The following is a 16744-nucleotide window of genomic DNA, read 5'->3' as shown; positions in this document are numbered from 1 at the left end:
GCTAAGATCGGCTATTGACGCCTAATGGCACTCATCACACAACTGACCCTATGCTTAGCCACTTGTTCACTGATCACCTAGCTACACGTCGAATTATTTAGCGTAAAACATGTCCGATTATGCTAATTATCCCTCTAAGCACAATAGTTTCAATAGGTAGGTATTACCTCTCAATGTAATAGCTTTTACCTATTCTGGTACGATCCATTCGACCAATGTATGCCCAGTTCCCTCTGGAACAAGAGTTTGATGCAACCAAGGCAGCACTTTTTTCATCTGCTGTTCTAGCTTCCAAGGGGGATTGATCACAATCATACCTGACGCGGTCATGCCTCGTTGATCGCTATCAGGACGCACCGCTAATTCAATTTGTAGAATTTTACGGATCCCAGTCGCCTCTAATTGGCTGATCATTCTTTTGATCTGTTGACGCAATACAACGGGATACCATATCGCATAAGTCCCCGTCGCAAAACGTTTATAGCCCTCAACAATGCCCTTCACTACCGCTTCATAATCTGATTTCAACTCATAGGGTGGATCCATCAACATAAATCCACGGCGGCTCGGAGGTGGCAATTTTGCTTTTAATTGCTGATAACCATCTTCTTTCGAGACTTGGGCACGATTGTCACGAGAAAACTCTGCACGCAATAAGGGATAATCTGTAGGGTGTAATTCAGTCAGTACGAGTTTGTCTTGCTCACGTAATAAGTATTTCGCTAATAGCGGTGAGCCGGGATAATAACGTAGTCGCCCATTGTCATTCATGCGACGCACGATATTCATATAAGGGAGTAATTCCTCTGGTAGGTCTGGTTGTTCCCAAATACGTGCGATCCCTTGCAGATACTCACCTGTTTTCTCTGCATGTTCTCCCGTCAATTGATAACGGCCAGCCCCTGAATGAGTATCCACATACAGGAAAGGTTTTTCTTTCTCTTTAAGAGATTCAATAATGAGGCTTTGAACAGTGTGCTTTAACACATCCGCATGATTGCCTGCGTGAAAACTATGGCGGTAACTTAGCATGACACTCTTATTTCCTGAGGACATTCAACACTAGCCACATATGGCTACTATCAAATAGATTCTTTAAAGACAGCCTGTTGAATAAAAATAGACCGAATGATTTGTTCTGATTCTGCACCATTATAGCCAACTTTTTATCAAATTAGCACCATTCCTATTTTGACAAAATAGTGATGACGTCAATACAATAAAAAGCTATCCTAACTAAAATTTCAATATAATTAAGGACAGAAAATGCGTAAAACACTCATGACCACAATGACTACGGTATTAATTTTAGCAGGGACATCCGCAATGGCCGCGAGTCCAAATAATGGCTGCCAAATTAAAAAGCAGAAGATTGAAACGCAAATCGAATATGCTAAAAAGCACGGTAACACACATCGTATAGCTGGGCTACAAAGAGCGCTTGATAATGTTAATACCTACTGTACTCCTGAATCACTTTACCGTGATAGCCAAAAAAATGTCGCGGAAAAACAAGAAAAAGTGCAAGAAAGGGAAGCTGAATTACTCGAAGAAAAACAAAAAGGTGATAGCGGTAAAATTGCCAAACGCGAGCGTAAATTAAAAGAAGCTCAAGAAGAGCTAAAAGAAGCACAAGCGGAATTAGAAACCTATAAAACAGGTTTATAATACTGTGTAATCCTCCCATATTCTTTGTCTAATTGCGCCTTATTTTACAACAATATGACTCCCCTTAATGCCTACTTAATCGATAAAAATAGGCATTAAGGTGAAAAATTTTACCAGTTTGAGCTATAGTATGGTGAAAATTAAGCGAAATTAGACAAGATGTAGAAAGAGGAACGAATGTCGAATATGCAGGATAAAGAGCAAAAAGACGCTGGTAAATTAAAATCTTCACTAAATAAAAGTATCGATAATAGTAAAAAAGCGCTTACCTTTTCGATGAAGGTCGTGAATTTTATTTGTGCGATACCTTTTATTGCACACCTTATTCGCACCGCCCAACGGTTTACTGACCGCATGGGGAATCAGTTCGGTGCTGCTATTACCTATTTTTCGTTCCTCTCTTTAATTCCTGTATTGATGTTCACCTTTGCCGCTGCCGGTTTTGTGTTAGCCAGTAACCCTGAATTACTTGAACGTTTAGTGCGTGGTATCTCAGCCAATATCAGCGACCCAACCTTGGCAAATACTTTAGAAAGAACAATAGATACCGCAATTCGCCAACGTACCACCGTGGGTTTAACCGGTTTAGCGTTAGCCGTCTATTCTGGAGTCAATTGGGTGAATAATTTACGCTTGGCAATTTTAGCGCAATCCCGCCCAGTCTGGGAGCGTAATGAAGATGAACACGAAAAAATTTATTTCCGCTACTTACGTGATTTTCTCGCTTTAATTGGTTTACTGATCGCCTTAATCGTGACAATTACACTAACCTCTGTCGCGGGTTCAGCGCAAGCCACCATAGTAAGAACACTAGGTTTAGACAGCATCGAATGGTTAAGACCTGTTTGGACATTGATCGGCCTTACTATTTCAATTACAGCTAACTTCTTGCTCTTTTTATGGATCTTCTGGATTTTACCACGCATGCAGCATCGCCGTTCATCATTATTGAAAGGCACTTTACTGGCGGCAATTGGTTTTGAAGTGATTAAATCAGTGATGACATGGATTTTACCAAACTTGGCTTCATCACCGTCCGGAGCAGCTTTTGGTTCTGTTTTAGGCCTAATGGCATTTTTCTATTTCTTTGCCAGACTCACACTATTCTGTGCTGCATGGATAGCCACAGATGAGCCAAAAGACACGACAGATAAAGAAGCAGTAACCCCTTAACACCATGCGGGATGGCGAAAATAGCCATTATTGCCATCCCGCTGCTGCCTTAAATATCGTTCAATTTTCCATCTCTGACACCAGTGTTTCTATCAACCTTTTTGCGGGCATCTCTCGTGCTTTCATTGCATTTTTCCCTGCCCAATGTGCGGCAAAACCCTCATTACCTATTTTGCTGGCTGCTGCATGCAACTGTTTTCCGATATCATAGGCGATGGGATAATCAGGTATGAGTGGGCACTCATCAACCTGTGTCATTTGTATGAACTGATTAACAATACCTCTGGCTGGTCGGCCTGAAATTGCCGCGGTTAAGGCCGTATTCTCCGCGTTTTTACTGTTTAAATTCCGCCGATAACCTTCATTCGCGGCTGATTCAGGACATAATATAAACGCAGTTCCCAATTGAGCGGCTGCGGCTCCACGTTCCAAAACAGCGATAATATCTTGTCCACTCATTAATCCCCCCGCCGCAATAAGAGGAAGCCGAGTGTGTTGAGCCAACAATTCAACCAAAGCTAATGTGTTAATGCCTTCATCCTGAGCCTGAACATCAAACATACCTCGGTGCCCACCCGCTTCAATACCTTGTGCTACAATTGCATCAATACCGGCTTGTTCAATCAACTGCGCTTCTCTTAAATTAGTTGCTGTCGCTAGCGTGTAAATCCCTTGAGACTTGAGCTGACTAATAGCCTGTTTATCCGGAATGTTGAAATGAAAACTGACCACCGCGGGCTTCATTTCAAGTAGCAAAGCCAACATATCAGGATCATCCAAGAATGAGGTATACACTTGGTTTAATTGCTTGGGGGGTAATGCATTGAATTTGCTGAATTGATCAGCAAAATAGTGGATCCAGGCTTGCTCTATTTCAGTGTTGCGTACCGGCGTTGCATGGCAAAATACATTTACATTGAAAGGCTTGGTTGTTAAGGCTTGAGTTTGAGCAATTAGCTGACGGGCTTGAGATAGCGAGCTGGCACCAAGTCCCAATGACCCTAAACCTCCAGCCTCAGAGACTGCCGCTGCTAATGCTGGTGTTGAAACACCCGCCATAGGTGCTTGAATTATCGGATATCTCAAGCCTAAACGCTGTAGAAATAATGTTGAATGTACCATTGTCTTTCCTTTATCACAAAGTAGGGTTACACTTATTATTCTTTTATTAAGAATAAATATAGCACCATATTCACAAAAAAAGAAAATGAACTCTGAATCGCTAAAAATATTTTGTATGGTTGCTGAGGAACTCAGCATTACACGGGCAGCGACTCGCTTAGGCAGAGTGCCATCGAACATTACCACTCGAATCCAGCAGCTTGAAACGGATTTGGGGGAACAGCTGTTTATTCGCCAAGGCAAACAGATGCAATTGTCGCAGGCAGGCTTACGCTTTTTGCAATATGCATACCGATTACTTGCCTTAGAACAAGAAGCACGTCATGTCACCAGTTTAGGTAAGGAAGGCGGTCAACTCAGAATAGGCAGTATGGAAAGTACAGCGGCATGTCGTTTGCCACAACCTTTAGCGACCTACCATAAACAATATCCTGAAACACAGCTTTGCTTAACCACAGGCACTACCCAAGCGTTAATAGATCAAATACGCACTGAAAAATTGGATTGTGCTTTTGTCGCTTTACCACCTGATTTGTATGACCTCACCCAATTCAATGAAATAGGGATACAAACAGAAAAATTATGGCAAGAACGACTTGTTCTCTTACTTCCTGAACAAGATAAAGCCGCTAAGGCTGCTGAAGATATCCAAACTCGCTCACTGGCTACTTTTGCTCATGGCTGTAGCTACCGCTATCTTGCTGAGCAATGGTTAAACATTCCAAACCAACTAAATTGGCATATTCAGCAACTCAATTCCTACCATGCCATGGTCGCTTGTGTCAGTGCAGGAAGTAGTGTTGCCCTGCTACCTGAACAATTACTCGAATCCATGTCCCATGAGAAACTCGCGCTTGCAACGCTTGATGTTGCCTTATGCCATACTTATTTGATTTATCGCTCAGATTACCATGTGCCTGCATTCGCTGCCTTTAAAGCTTTAATGTTAGCTGAATAAAACACAATAGAGCCTTTCTGAACACATGCTAAGCTGATTATTCCAGTATGTTATAACTAGACGAATACACTCAGGTCATCTCGGAATATCAGAGGCATTGGCATAAAAATGATAACAACAGACTCTATTCAGCAATTAGAAAATTTATCCTGCGGCGTTGTGCTGTACTATCACAATCAAGCAAAAGCCACTACCGGCACTTTTTGTGCGAGAGGTAGTGATTTGGCAGGCAATCCCCTAACCGTTGACACACCGTTACGTATTGCCAGTAATACAAAAACATTTACAGCAGCTGCGGTGCTTCGATTAGCCGAAATGGGAAAATTGTCGCTAGATGATGCGATATCACAACATATCGCCACCGAATTTAATCAATTACTTTGTCATCGTTATGCGACAGACCACATTAGCATTCGCCACTTACTCAATCATAGTAGTGGACTTTGTGATCATGCCGATGAACATTATCTCAAACGAGTACTCGCAAGACCTGACTACCAATGGACTCGACTGGAGCAAATGCAAATATACGCCCGTAAATCGTTTCCATTTGTCGCTCCTTCAGAAACATTCATCTATTCAGATACCGGTTATATTTTATTAGGTGATATTATCGAACGCATAACGGGTCAATCACTCGGTCATGCCGTGAGAACACTATTAAAGTTCCATAAAATCGGACTAGATAGCGCTTATTGGGAATGCCTTGAGCAACCGACAACGCAAGCGCCCCGTGCTCGCCAATATTTGAAAGATTTTGAAGGAACACATATTCATGCGTCTATGGACCTCTACGGCGGTGGCGGTCTCATTACCTCTTCTCGACAAATGGCTCGCTTTCTCGAAGCGCTATTTAATGGTGAGATATTTGATAACCCAGAGACACTCAATACGATGCTGAGCGTGGGAACCCACGAAGGTGCACAAGCGTATCGTTTAGGTCTAATGGCAAGTGTCGTCAATGGCGTAACGCTTTATTCGCATCTTGGCTTTTGGGGCTCAGCCGCCTATTACGCCCCTGAAAGCAAAATAAGTGCAGCAGGTTTTGTCGATGACAGAGAGTCTCGTGAAACGTTAATTCAGGTTATTGAAACATTACTGACACAACGCTAACAAACATACCATGTGATAAGTCAATAGCCCCTTATTAGGGGCTATCCGGAAACTCACTATTGTGTCGCTTTAGCGGGTTCAGTGGCTACCGTAGGCTCAGTTTCAACAGCCGAAGCCGGCTCTGCTTGTGGCCACAACACTTTGGTAAATTTCTGACGAATTTGTTCTGCATCCATCAGCTGTTTATCTTTTGGTTGAGTCAAAACAAACGCCGCTTCTTGAGACAATAAACGACGCACTTCCATATTTACTTGCTCAAGCGTTTGGCCAGCAAGGAAAGATTGGCGTAAACGTTGATACTGCTCAGGTGCAATATCAACCACTCCATTTTGCTGAGAAATCAGACGCTGGCCGGCTAATACATCCGTACTGGTACGCGCATATGCGGCAAAGAGTTGTGATAACTGAACTTGCTTCTCATTGATCATTTCATTAAATAATTCAGGTGAAATGCCATTTTGGTCAACCGTTGAAAGCTCATTCAGCACGACATCAGCAACTGCCATCATTTTTTCAGGTGGCGCGTTAACGGTAAGTGTACAGCTTGCCTTTTGATACTGTACTCGGCAATCTAAATTAGAGGAGACCTCATCTTGACTAAACTTTTGATTAAAGGTTTTTTGCAAGGAACGATACAGTGCTTCACGCGCCAAATCACTACCCCAGTAACGCAATAGCACCGCAGAATCATTAATCGGTTGCCAGTCGATATCCCAAATCAATGACAAACTATCCTTCGATTGTTTATCTTGCAAAATATCAATGGATTGAGGCTTAACCTGTGATAAAACCGCTACTGAGACAGGCTCTGAGCGCTTGCCTTCTAAAGATGAAAACGTTTGTGTGATATAGTCAGACAGCATGCGAGCATCTACATGGCCTGCAACATAGAGTGTCATCACATCCGGTGTGTACCATTTTTGATAAAAAGCGTTCACACTTTCTAAATTCACATTATCACTAATCTTTTGGCCGGGATCATACCCCATCATCGCAGAACCTTTTAAACGAGCACGCCAGACAGGGTCTGTAGCATCAAGAGGTAATGTGGCAACAGGTGCATTTGTCACTGTTAACCCATTATGCAATGATGTTTCTGTATAGGTTGCACCCGCAGCAGAAGTTGCCAACCAGTTTAGCGCTTGTTTAAGAAGTTCAGGCTTATTATGCGGTAAACTTAAACTGTAAATTGTGTAGTCATACGAAACAACCGCTGGGGGAATGGGTACATCAGGATCAGTCGCCTGACGCCAAAAATTTTGTAATGTCGCCGCTGGAAATGCTTCAGTTTGGTGTAGTAATGCCATTTTCGGGATTAAATAGCTATACCCCTTTTCACTCGCTTTTTCTGATAGTGAGCCAGCCTTGATGGCTAACCTAAGCTGAATTCGGTCATTTGGACGTTGTGGTGTTTGTAGCAGTTGCCAACTGAAGCCATTCTCAAGCTTTCCTTGTTGCCATGCTGGATCAGGCTGTAATGGTTCAGCACTCGCAAAGCCAGCGACTGACAATAGCACCACACTGAAGATATACCGAATTTTCGAACCCTGCATGTAGACCCCTATGTATTTTCTATCCTTGTATTTAACCGCAAAAAATGACTGACAAATTAACGAAAAGCGTTAATTATAGGGTTAAATGATATGGTTGGGTCGCATACAATATTAATGACACCAACTATTTACGATATTAGACCACAAAGCTCATCACATGTTCATGACTTAGTCTGAATTTTGCTTTTTTCTTTGGCGGTTATAATTCTTCGCCAAAAGACCAATCTCGTCATCCTCATGATAATTTGGCACTGCGATATCGTGATTATCATCATCCTGTAATTCTAGCGCAATTTTGCGTAATGGCCTGACGATCATTCTACTGACACACCATGTCATTGCTATCGCGATAATTAAGACCAATAGCAAATAGGTTGTAATCATCAGCGCTAATGTATTAACCGCGAAACGATAGACCCGATTAGAATCAACTTGGAGTGTTAAATACCCCTGTGGTTTTGCTGTCAGAATGGTATTCCCATATGCGTACAAAGGTACTGTCATTTCTACTGGAATACCTGCAAATTTTATTGCCCAATCAGGAATTGGCCTAGCGGTTGCAAAATCTAAATTCATAACGGTTGCACCATCTACCGTCACAATGGCTTTCCCCATAATACCCGATGTTTTCAGGCTTACGAGTAACCTTTTAACCTCGTTCAAATCTGAACTGAGCAACGAATCCGTTAATGGTTTTTGGATCTGCACTACAGCATTGCTCAATTGGTCAAGATAGTCATTTTTTCTTTGATCAAGTAAGTAACTAAATTGAATTCCCAAAAAAAGGGCGAGTGAACTTAACGTGATCACAAAAAATACGATCATGCTTTTTAACGTTAGTGAACGCTGAACTCGGGCCTTCATTTTTCCGAAACCTTATTTATCAAGCTTCTTTTCAATTTAATATTCTTGCTGCTTAAATGGCTATGTTTTCAACAAGGACAAATGGCTTCTGACCGTTATCCTTTTGACCCAGTATATAGCAACCTATATACAGGCACGCTTCACCCATATTATCTTATAGCAACTGAATACAGATAGTTATTTAAGCTAAATAATGAAAGTTTAGGTACCGTTACCAGAAGATAAGTTTACGGGGTATAGGATATCGCTAGCCAAAACCCAGTATACTTGATTTTATCGGGAAAAGAGCAGTTAAAAATGAAAGTTTATGTAATTAGGACAAAGGGGCAGTTGGCATCGGTATCTATAACGGCATAACGCTGGATAACGGCAAAAAGAGCACACTTTTTGCCGTCTTAACCCCTTAACTCACTACTAACGTATTTTTTTCATCTTCTTCTACTGCAAAACACGCCACTAACTGACCATCATACTCTTTAAGTGAAGGCTGGAATTGCGTGCATTGCCCAAACGCTCTGCGGCAACGAGCAGCAAAAGCACATCCTGGCGGTGGATTCAATGGACTTGGTAATTCTCCAGTCAGCTTTATACGCTCACGGCGTGAACTTGGATTCAAGCGTGGCGTTGCGGATAGCAAGGCTTGCGTATAAGGGTGCAAAGGATTATTAAAAATTTGCTCTTTGGTTCCCTTTTCTACACTGCGCCCTAAGTACATCACCATGACTTCATCAGCAATATGCTCAACGACTGAAAGATCATGTGAAATAAACACATAAGAAAGCCCAAGCTCCTGCTGTAAATCCATCATTAAGTTAAGTACCTGAGCACGGACAGAGACATCCAGCGCAGAAACAGGTTCATCTGCAACAACGACATCAGGATCAAGCATTAACCCTCTTGCAATCGCAATACGCTGACGCTGCCCGCCCGAAAACATATGCGGGTAACGCTCATAATGCTCTGTTTTTAAACCGACTTTTGCCATCATTGATAAGACTTTTTCTCTACGTTGCTCTTTAGACAATGGCGTATTAATCAATAACGGCTCTTCCAGTATTTGCCCAACTTTTTTACGTGGATTCAACGAGCCATAAGGATTTTGGAACACAATTTGAATTTTTTGACGGCGTAATTTTTCTGCTGTTTTATCTTTTACCAATAAATTTTGATCTTGATAATACAGCTCACCTTCCGTCGGTTGCTCAATCATGGTTAATAAACGACCTAGTGTCGATTTACCACAACCAGACTCCCCAACCACCGCAAGCGTTTTACCTTTTTCAAGTTCAAATGAAACGCCATCTAATGCTTTTACTAGCTTTTCAGCCGAAAATAGACCGCTTTTTGCGGAGTAATATTTTTTTAAATTGACGGCCTGTAGTAATGGTTTATTTTGCTTTTCGCTCATAATGTCGGCCTCCCCATATCATCCAAAGGCATGTGACATTTCACCTGCCTATCCCCAATAGAGCGCAGCTCAGGCTCCTCTATACGGCAACGTTCTGTCGCATATGGACAGCGAGGATTCAACAAGCAACCTTGTGGCCGATCATATTTGCCAGGAACAACGCCAGGTAAAGAAGCGAGCCGAGATTTATTCGTTGAAAACTCGGGTAATGCACGTAATAACGCTTGAGTATAAGGATGTCGTGGAGATTTAAAGATATCGGAAGCTTTTGCAGATTCAACAACTTGACCTGCATACATCACAATAATGTGGTGTGCCGCTTCCGCGACTAAGGCAAGGTCATGTGTAATCAAGACCAATGCCATATTTTCTTGCTGCTGTAATTCAAGCAATAATTCAATAATTTGAGCTTGAATGGTTACGTCAAGAGCAGTCGTGGGTTCATCTGCGATCAAGAGTTTTGGTCGACATGCAATAGCCATTGCGATCATCACACGCTGACTCATCCCACCGGACAGTTGGTGAGGATAAACGTCAAGCCGTGATTGCGGATCAGGGATCCCCACCATCGTCAGCAAGTCAATCGCACGTTGCTTACGTGTACTCTTGCTACCACCTTGGTGCACTTTCAGGGCTTCCATAATCTGATAACCCACAGTAAAGCAAGGGTTAAGACTCGTCATAGGATCCTGAAATATCATTGCGACATCTGCACCAACAATCTGTCTACGCTCTTTTTCTGGAATCGACAGTAAATCCCGTCCATCAAATTGCAATGCATTTGCCATCACTTTGCCGGGGTAGTCAATCAACCCCATAATTGCCAAGGAACTCACCGATTTCCCTGAACCGGATTCACCAACGATACCGACAACCTGACCTTTCTCAACGCGATAGCTAATGCGGTCAACGGCGCGGAACGGAGTAGCTTCATCACCGAAGTGTACCGAAAGTTGTTCTACATTTAACAATGCCATTAGATTACCTCATTACTGCTTGAGTTTTGGATCAAATGCATCACGTAAACCATCACCCATCAGGTTAAACGCTAATACAGTCAACAAAATTGCTAAACCTGGAAAGGTGACCACCCACCATGCACTTTGAGCGAATTGCAGCACATCCGATAACATTGTGCCCCACTCTGGTGTTGGTGGTTGCGCCCCCATACCAAGGAACCCTAAAGCAGCCATATCTAAAATAGCATTAGAAAAACCAAGCGACGCTTGAACAATTAACGGTGCCAAACAGTTAGGTAAAATATTGACAAACATCTGGCGGACAGCACCTGCCCCCGCAACACGAGAAGCCGTCACATAATCGCGATTAACTTCAACTAATACAGCAGCACGGGTCAATCGAATATAGTGTGGCAGTGCTACGAAGGTTAAAGCAATCGACGCATTCACAATAGACGGGCCAAAAATAGCGACCAACACAAGTGCCAGCAGTAAGCTTGGTAGTGCTAACATGATATCAACGACACGCATAATAATGGCATCGACCACACCACCGAAGTAACCCGCAATCACTCCAAGCGCCACCCCAGAAATTAACGACAGGACGACGACTAAGCAGCCGACCAGCAGAGATAAACGGGCGCCATACATCAAACGTGATAACAGGTCACGCCCGACATCATCCGTACCTAAAATAAATTGCCAACTTCCTCCATGTTCCCAAACAGGTGGAACCAATAAGAAGTCACGGAATTGTTCATCGGGTGCATGAGGTGCCAGCACCCCAGCAAAAATAGCAATTAAGATCATTAAGATGATATATATCATCCCAATAACAGCGCCTTTATTGCGTTTGAAATAATGCCAAAACTCTTGAAATGGTGTCATCGGCTTAGGGGCGCTGACAACCGTTGGCTCAGTAGATTGAGACATTTTAGCGCTCCTTATTTTTTATGGCGAATACGTGGGTTAACAATGCCATACAGCACATCAACCACTAGGTTAACAAAAATAATCAGTGTCGCGACTAACAGAACACCACCTTGCACAACGGGGTAATCGCGGCGTTGCAACCCTTCAATCAACCATCGACCTAGGCCGGGCCATGAGAAAATCGTCTCGGTGAGGATTGCCCCTGCTAGCATTACGCCAACTTGGAGGCCAATAACAGTCACAACAGGCAATAATGCATTACGCAATGCATGGATCAGAATAACGCGTGCGCGGCTAACGCCTTTTGCCCTAGCTGTACGAATATAGTCTTCACCAAGTACTTCTAACATTGAGGAACGAGTCATACGTACAATGACCGCTAACGGTATCGTCCCCAAGACAATCGATGGCAGTATTAAATGCTCAACAGCATCAATAAAGTTGCCTTCTTCTCCCCAAATAAACGTATCAATTAACATAAAGCCAGTAAGTGGATATGAATCATCAAGGAAAACACTATCACTCACACGTCCAGATACTGGGGTCAAATCCCAGTGCACAGACACGAGCATGATTAGCATGATGCCCCACCAAAAGATTGGCATGGAATAACCCGTCAGTGATAGACCAATCGCTGTGTGATCAAAAATAGAACCACGTTTAACCGCAGCTAATACACCAACAGGGATCCCGACAGAAACAGCAAAAATCATCGCACAAATAGCCAGTTCCATTGTGGCTTTAAAGCGAGGGAAGAACTCATCCCACACCTCGATACGGCTCTTCAATGAAATTCCCAAGTCGCCATGAAATATGCCGTTAATATAATGAAGATACTGTTTCCAAAGAGGCTGATCTAAGCCCAATTCAGCCATTAGGTAAGCATGCCGTTCAGGCGATAAGCCCCTTTCTCCTGCCATAATCATCACAGGATCACCTGGAATCATATGCACAAAAGCGAAAGTGAGTAATGTAATACCGATAAACGTTGGGATAACTAATCCCAAGCGTCGGAGGATAAATTGCAACATATCCCGAATCTCTTTAATAATGCCTTTGACGGCTCTAAGTCCGTTTGGCTAATCAGAAGGGTGCTATTTCTTCTGCCTGCTCACAAAGAACTAAGTTTTCTGTTTCCCTGAAATTCAGAGGCGAAAACGCCCTTCGTTATCAGAGGATGACGAAGGGCTGTGACAAATTAACAACGATTATTTTTCAATATCGACGTTTTCAAAGTGGTGTTTGCCGAGTGGATCGACAACATAGCCCTTCACTTCTTTACGTACTGGTTCAAATACTGTTGAATGCGCAATGATTAAGGCAGGAGCTTGTTCATTCATAACAACCTGTGCTTGTTTGTAGAGGTCAACACGTTTGTTATGATCCGCAGTCATACGAGCAGGTTGGATCAGGTCTTCAAAACCTTGATAACACCATTTCGAATAGTTAGAACCTTGTTCTTTTGCCGCGCAGCTAAACAGCGTTGCAAAGAAGTTATCTGGGTCACCATTATCACCGGTCCATCCCATCATTACCGTTTGTGGCTCACCATCTTTGGCGCGTTTGAGGTATTCGCCCCACTCATAGCTCACAACTTTCGATTTAACACCAATTTTTGCCCAGTCTGCTTGGATCATTTCAGCCATACGGCGCGCATTTGGGTTGTATGGACGTTGTACAGGCATTGCCCACAGATCAATCTCAAATCCATTAGGGAAACCTGCTTCAGCTAACAGTGCTTTCGCTTTTTCAGGATTATATTCATAATCCTTCACATCATCGTTGTAACTCCACATCGTTGGTGGAATTAAGTTTTTCGCTTTTTGGCCTGCGCCTTGGTAAACCGCATCAATGATGGCATCTTTATTAACCGCCATTGACAAAGCTTGGCGAACTTTTTGGTTATCTAATGGTTTCTTCTCAACGTTGAAAGAGAGATAACCCACGTTCAAACCTGGCTGTTCCATTAGCGTGATATTTTTGTCTTGCTTCATGCGCTCTAGGTCAGCCGGATTTGGATACGGCATCACTTGGCATTCATTTTTTTGTAACTTCGCGTAACGGACAGAAGCGTCAGGTGTAATGGAGAAGACTAAACGATCAATTTTCGGTTTATTGCCCCAATACTCTTTGTTCGCTTTGTAAAGGATACGAGAGTCTTTCTGATACTGTTGTAACTGGAATGGACCTGTACCGATCGGGTTCAAGTCAACTTTTTGTGGTGTACCTGCTGCCAGCATTTGATCTGCATATTCAGCAGAAAGAATCGATGCGAAATCCATTGCCATATCGGCAAGGAATGGCGATTCAGGACGAGTCAATGTAATACGAACGGTATTGTCGTCGACTTTCTCAACTTTATCGATGATCTTATCCATATCCATTCCCATAAAGTATTCATAGCTACCGCCAGAAATTTTATGGTATGGATGATTTGGATCTTTTTGGCGCATAAAGGAATAAATCACATCATCCGCATTGAAATCACGACTCGGTTTAAAGTCCTTACTGGAATGCCATTTAACGCCTTTACGTAAATGGAAAGTATAAACTTTACCATCTTCACTGACTTCCCAGCTCTCTGCTAATCCAGGCTCAATCTCTGTCGTGCCCAGTTTAAACTCAACAAGCCGATTATATAATGGAATTGAGCTAGCATCGTATGTTGTACCTGAAGTGAATAGCTGTGGATTAAAACCTTCAGGGGATCCTTCTGAACAATAGACTAATGTTTTTGCTTGCACAGAGGCAGAAACTGCAAGTGCTGAAAGTGTAAGCCCTACTGCCAATAAACCTGTCTTTTTGATTGAGAGCGCCATCTGTATGCTCCTGTGGTGTTCATGTGTTATTTGCTTAATGCCCTACCCATCATAGGAATGACAGATAAGGAATCTGTATTTTTTAGTTATTCATAGTGCAATTAATCAACTGTCACCCACTTCGTCAATAGTATGTCTCACTCCCTTCTCTACTAACTTATAACATTTTAGAAACATATATGGCGTGTTATTAGTCTATTGTATAGATACTCAACCAATAACGCAGAAGTAATAACCACAAAAACAGTATAGAATAGCTTTTTATCACGGGGTGATTTATTTTTATATTTGTGATTAAGTGCTGAATTACTGAACGAAAATAGTGTAACTTCTTAGAGAGTGCGGCATAAAGTTCTGAAGCATTATCGGCTAATAATCTGCTTAGCTTATTATTGTTTTGCTTGTTTTTTATTCACATAAAAATGAGCGCGCCATGATAATTTAACAATTTGTTCATTAGTTAATAACTTCAAAAAATGAATAACCCTCTTGATTCTATTCTTCCTACCTATTTTCATCTATTTAAGTCATGAGCTAATAATCAAAACTGACTTTAGCCCCAAAGTTCACGTCATTAACCTTTAGCGCATCGGGATACCAAAGTGGAGCCTCAATAAAGAGCTTATAATCCATCCTTGCAAACCGCCCTTTTAGCCCTATCTCTGTACCGATTAAATGGTTTTCTTGCCACAAATTGGCTCGATCTGTTGACCCCGTTGCATAATCTAGCGCGCCATACAACTCAACGCCAAACCATGGTGAAAACCACCCCCATTCATTTTTGAATTTGAATGTATTATCCCCTCCATTTTCAATGCCTAAGCTATTTGTAAACCCTCGAATACCCAAATTTCCTGAAAGGCTATTCAGTTCAAGTAACGGATCAAGTTTTGAATGGCTGAGTTGAACTTCAAGTTCATGCCGGTGATACATGGATTGCCCCATTAAATTGAATATGCGCTGATAGTCTATTGATAATAAGTAGATTCGGGCCTGTTCTAGACCAGTGACTTGTGCTCGTGTGGAACCAAACCAATCAACATCTTGTTTAACGCTAAATAAAAATACCGCATTACCTTGTACAAAATCGCGTTTATGGCTGAGACCCAGTAAGAGATAACTGCTAAAACGTCGCTGAGTTTCTAAACGATACTGTTCTAAGAAAATATCAAGTGTTTGAATTTGAGTGCCTATACTCGCGGAGGTGGAACCCGTCCGTGTTCGATGAAGAAGGTACTCTGCTTGTAATGACAGCAAACGACTTCTCGAATCATAACGGATTTCCATTGCTTCGTTAGATTGTAGATATTGGTTCATGCTGTTTTCTTGATACCCCGCATATAAGGTCCATAACCAATAGTGGTAGGGCACAGAATATAAGATAGACGCTGACTTTAATGTCTTCTCTGCGCGACTTCCTATATCGCTGTCTAAGCGGCCAAAAAAGAAATCATTGAGTAACAGTGGATTGGCAAGCATAACGACGTTGCTAATTCTATGTTTTGGCAACTGCTGTGATGCTTTCGACTCTAATAATAATCTCCCTTTAAAAGCCCTTATCGCCTGACGTTGAATAACTAATTGATTCAAATTATTGTTTTGGTTATCTGAAATAATATGAATTTGATGTCGAATCAATTGGGTATTATGAAGATTAGCAAGCCCTTGGTTGATGGGGTGAAGATGAATCACTTCCCCTTTTTGCAAAGGGAATGCAGAAGATAACGAATGGCTCTCATGACCCGTTTCTTGATGCACGATACTGCCGAGTTTTCCCGGCACCAATTCAACGCGTAATACCCCCAATAACAACGCTTGTTTTGGGTAATGAATATAGGATGTGATATAACCCAGTTCCGTTAATTGTGCATTCAAAAAATCGGCATATAACAGTAACGCTTCATCATTCACACATTGCCCTTCTACCCTTCTTTTCCATTGGCTCAAGCGTTTCTGTGTAATTAATGGAAATAGCGATAATGCCGAGAAATGAACTTGGTGGATTGCCACACAGGCCATTACAGGTTGCTGCATAACAGATCGAACGGTTGGAGTCTGTTTAAGCAAATGCTGTGCTGACATAGAATACTTATCAGCATAACAAGATGTGCACCTCAACAACACAAACAGCCCAATAAGCAGTATAGGTATCTCTTTCATTGACAGTATCCTTG

The 16744-nt window shown here is 42.2% G+C and carries 14 protein-coding genes; 4 read left to right on the top strand and 10 right to left on the bottom strand.

Going from position 1 to position 16744, the window contains the following annotated elements:
• Positions 1-189 precede the first annotated feature (189 nt).
• A complete protein-coding gene (locus M1F03_RS01490) occupies positions 190-1032 on the bottom strand; it encodes a 23S rRNA (adenine(2030)-N(6))-methyltransferase RlmJ (protein ID WP_154624376.1) in 843 nt (280 codons plus the stop codon).
• 234 nt (positions 1033-1266) lie between these two features.
• On the opposite strand from M1F03_RS01490, the gene M1F03_RS01485 reads away from it, so the two are divergent.
• A complete protein-coding gene (locus M1F03_RS01485) occupies positions 1267-1668 on the top strand; it encodes a DUF1090 domain-containing protein (RefSeq protein ID WP_196713878.1) in 402 nt (133 codons plus the stop codon).
• A gap of 177 nt (positions 1669-1845) precedes the next feature.
• Positions 1846-2841 (top strand): inner membrane protein YhjD, encoded by a 996-nt coding sequence (gene yhjD / locus M1F03_RS01480; protein WP_154624374.1) that lies wholly within the window; start codon positions 1846-1848, stop codon positions 2839-2841.
• A gap of 60 nt (positions 2842-2901) precedes the next feature.
• On the opposite strand, the gene M1F03_RS01475 is transcribed toward yhjD, so the two are convergent.
• Positions 2902-3963 (bottom strand): NAD(P)H-dependent flavin oxidoreductase, encoded by a 1062-nt coding sequence (locus tag M1F03_RS01475; RefSeq protein ID WP_251464911.1) that lies wholly within the window; start codon positions 3961-3963, stop codon positions 2902-2904.
• 85 nt (positions 3964-4048) lie between these two features.
• Between M1F03_RS01475 and M1F03_RS01470 the strand changes: the two genes are divergently transcribed.
• The gene (locus M1F03_RS01470) at positions 4049-4921 is read left to right on the top strand and encodes a LysR family transcriptional regulator (RefSeq protein ID WP_251464910.1); all 873 of its coding nucleotides are present in this window, start codon (positions 4049-4051) and stop codon (positions 4919-4921) included.
• 108 nt (positions 4922-5029) lie between these two features.
• Positions 5030-6034, top strand: a complete 1005-nt coding sequence (locus M1F03_RS01465; RefSeq protein ID WP_163860542.1) for a serine hydrolase domain-containing protein — start codon at positions 5030-5032, stop codon at positions 6032-6034.
• A 56-nt stretch (positions 6035-6090) separates the two neighbouring features.
• On the opposite strand, the gene M1F03_RS01460 is transcribed toward M1F03_RS01465, so the two are convergent.
• The 8 genes from M1F03_RS01460 to M1F03_RS01425 all read right to left on the bottom strand — a co-directional run bounded on the left by M1F03_RS01460 (position 6091) and on the right by M1F03_RS01425 (position 16730).
• On the bottom strand, positions 6091-7587 hold the full coding sequence (locus M1F03_RS01460) for a M16 family metallopeptidase (RefSeq protein ID WP_154624370.1): 1497 nt from the start codon (positions 7585-7587) through the stop codon (positions 6091-6093).
• A 168-nt stretch (positions 7588-7755) separates the two neighbouring features.
• Positions 7756-8451, bottom strand: coding sequence for a HAMP domain-containing protein (locus tag M1F03_RS01455; RefSeq protein ID WP_154624369.1), 696 nt, complete (start codon positions 8449-8451; stop codon positions 7756-7758).
• Positions 8452-8854: 403 nt separating this feature from the next.
• Complete coding sequence (gene dppF / locus M1F03_RS01450) at positions 8855-9859, bottom strand: dipeptide ABC transporter ATP-binding subunit DppF (protein ID WP_251464909.1); 1005 nt, start codon at positions 9857-9859, stop codon at positions 8855-8857.
• The gene (gene dppD, locus M1F03_RS01445; protein ID WP_154624367.1) at positions 9856-10836 is read right to left on the bottom strand and encodes a dipeptide ABC transporter ATP-binding protein; all 981 of its coding nucleotides are present in this window, start codon (positions 10834-10836) and stop codon (positions 9856-9858) included. Before dppD ends, dppF begins: the two co-directional genes overlap by 4 nt.
• 12 nt (positions 10837-10848) lie before the next feature.
• Positions 10849-11751 (bottom strand): dipeptide ABC transporter permease DppC, encoded by a 903-nt coding sequence (dppC, locus tag M1F03_RS01440; protein ID WP_154624366.1) that lies wholly within the window; start codon positions 11749-11751, stop codon positions 10849-10851.
• Positions 11752-11762: 11 nt separating this feature from the next.
• Entirely contained in the window at positions 11763-12782 is a 1020-nt protein-coding gene (gene dppB / locus M1F03_RS01435) for a dipeptide ABC transporter permease DppB (RefSeq protein WP_154624365.1), read from the bottom strand.
• Positions 12783-12959: 177 nt separating this feature from the next.
• Positions 12960-14570 (bottom strand): dipeptide ABC transporter periplasmic-binding protein DppA, encoded by a 1611-nt coding sequence (gene dppA / locus M1F03_RS01430; RefSeq protein ID WP_154624364.1) that lies wholly within the window; start codon positions 14568-14570, stop codon positions 12960-12962.
• A 534-nt stretch (positions 14571-15104) separates the two neighbouring features.
• Entirely contained in the window at positions 15105-16730 is a 1626-nt protein-coding gene (locus M1F03_RS01425; RefSeq protein ID WP_318840061.1) for a ShlB/FhaC/HecB family hemolysin secretion/activation protein, read from the bottom strand.
• Positions 16731-16744: the final 14 nt, after the last annotated feature.

Source organism: Providencia sp. PROV080 (assembly GCF_033688105.1).
GTDB lineage: Bacteria > Pseudomonadota > Gammaproteobacteria > Enterobacterales > Enterobacteriaceae > Providencia > Providencia zhejiangensis.
The sequence above is the reverse complement of the archived record's forward strand: the minus strand, read 5'-3'. Positions and strand labels throughout refer to the sequence as shown.

What these genes read in the sequence shown, in the direction of transcription:
- dppF (WP_251464909.1), bottom strand. Translation starts at nt 9,859, where the DNA reads ATGAGCGAAAAGCAAAATAAACCATTACTACAGGCCGTCAATTTAAAA.
- dppA (WP_154624364.1), bottom strand. Translation starts at nt 14,570, where the DNA reads ATGGCGCTCTCAATCAAAAAGACAGGTTTATTGGCAGTAGGGCTTACA.
- yhjD (WP_154624374.1), top strand. Translation starts at nt 1,846, where the DNA reads ATGTCGAATATGCAGGATAAAGAGCAAAAAGACGCTGGTAAATTAAAA.
- M1F03_RS01460 (WP_154624370.1), bottom strand. Translation starts at nt 7,587, where the DNA reads ATGCAGGGTTCGAAAATTCGGTATATCTTCAGTGTGGTGCTATTGTCA.
- M1F03_RS01490 (WP_154624376.1), bottom strand. Translation starts at nt 1,032, where the DNA reads ATGCTAAGTTACCGCCATAGTTTTCACGCAGGCAATCATGCGGATGTG.
- M1F03_RS01485 (WP_196713878.1), top strand. Translation starts at nt 1,267, where the DNA reads ATGCGTAAAACACTCATGACCACAATGACTACGGTATTAATTTTAGCA.
- M1F03_RS01425 (WP_318840061.1), bottom strand. Translation starts at nt 16,730, where the DNA reads ATGAAAGAGATACCTATACTGCTTATTGGGCTGTTTGTGTTGTTGAGG.
- M1F03_RS01475 (WP_251464911.1), bottom strand. Translation starts at nt 3,963, where the DNA reads ATGGTACATTCAACATTATTTCTACAGCGTTTAGGCTTGAGATATCCG.
- dppD (WP_154624367.1), bottom strand. Translation starts at nt 10,836, where the DNA reads ATGGCATTGTTAAATGTAGAACAACTTTCGGTACACTTCGGTGATGAA.
- M1F03_RS01465 (WP_163860542.1), top strand. Translation starts at nt 5,030, where the DNA reads ATGATAACAACAGACTCTATTCAGCAATTAGAAAATTTATCCTGCGGC.
- M1F03_RS01470 (WP_251464910.1), top strand. Translation starts at nt 4,049, where the DNA reads ATGAACTCTGAATCGCTAAAAATATTTTGTATGGTTGCTGAGGAACTC.
- dppC (WP_154624366.1), bottom strand. Translation starts at nt 11,751, where the DNA reads ATGTCTCAATCTACTGAGCCAACGGTTGTCAGCGCCCCTAAGCCGATG.
- M1F03_RS01455 (WP_154624369.1), bottom strand. Translation starts at nt 8,451, where the DNA reads ATGAAGGCCCGAGTTCAGCGTTCACTAACGTTAAAAAGCATGATCGTA.
- dppB (WP_154624365.1), bottom strand. Translation starts at nt 12,782, where the DNA reads ATGTTGCAATTTATCCTCCGACGCTTGGGATTAGTTATCCCAACGTTT.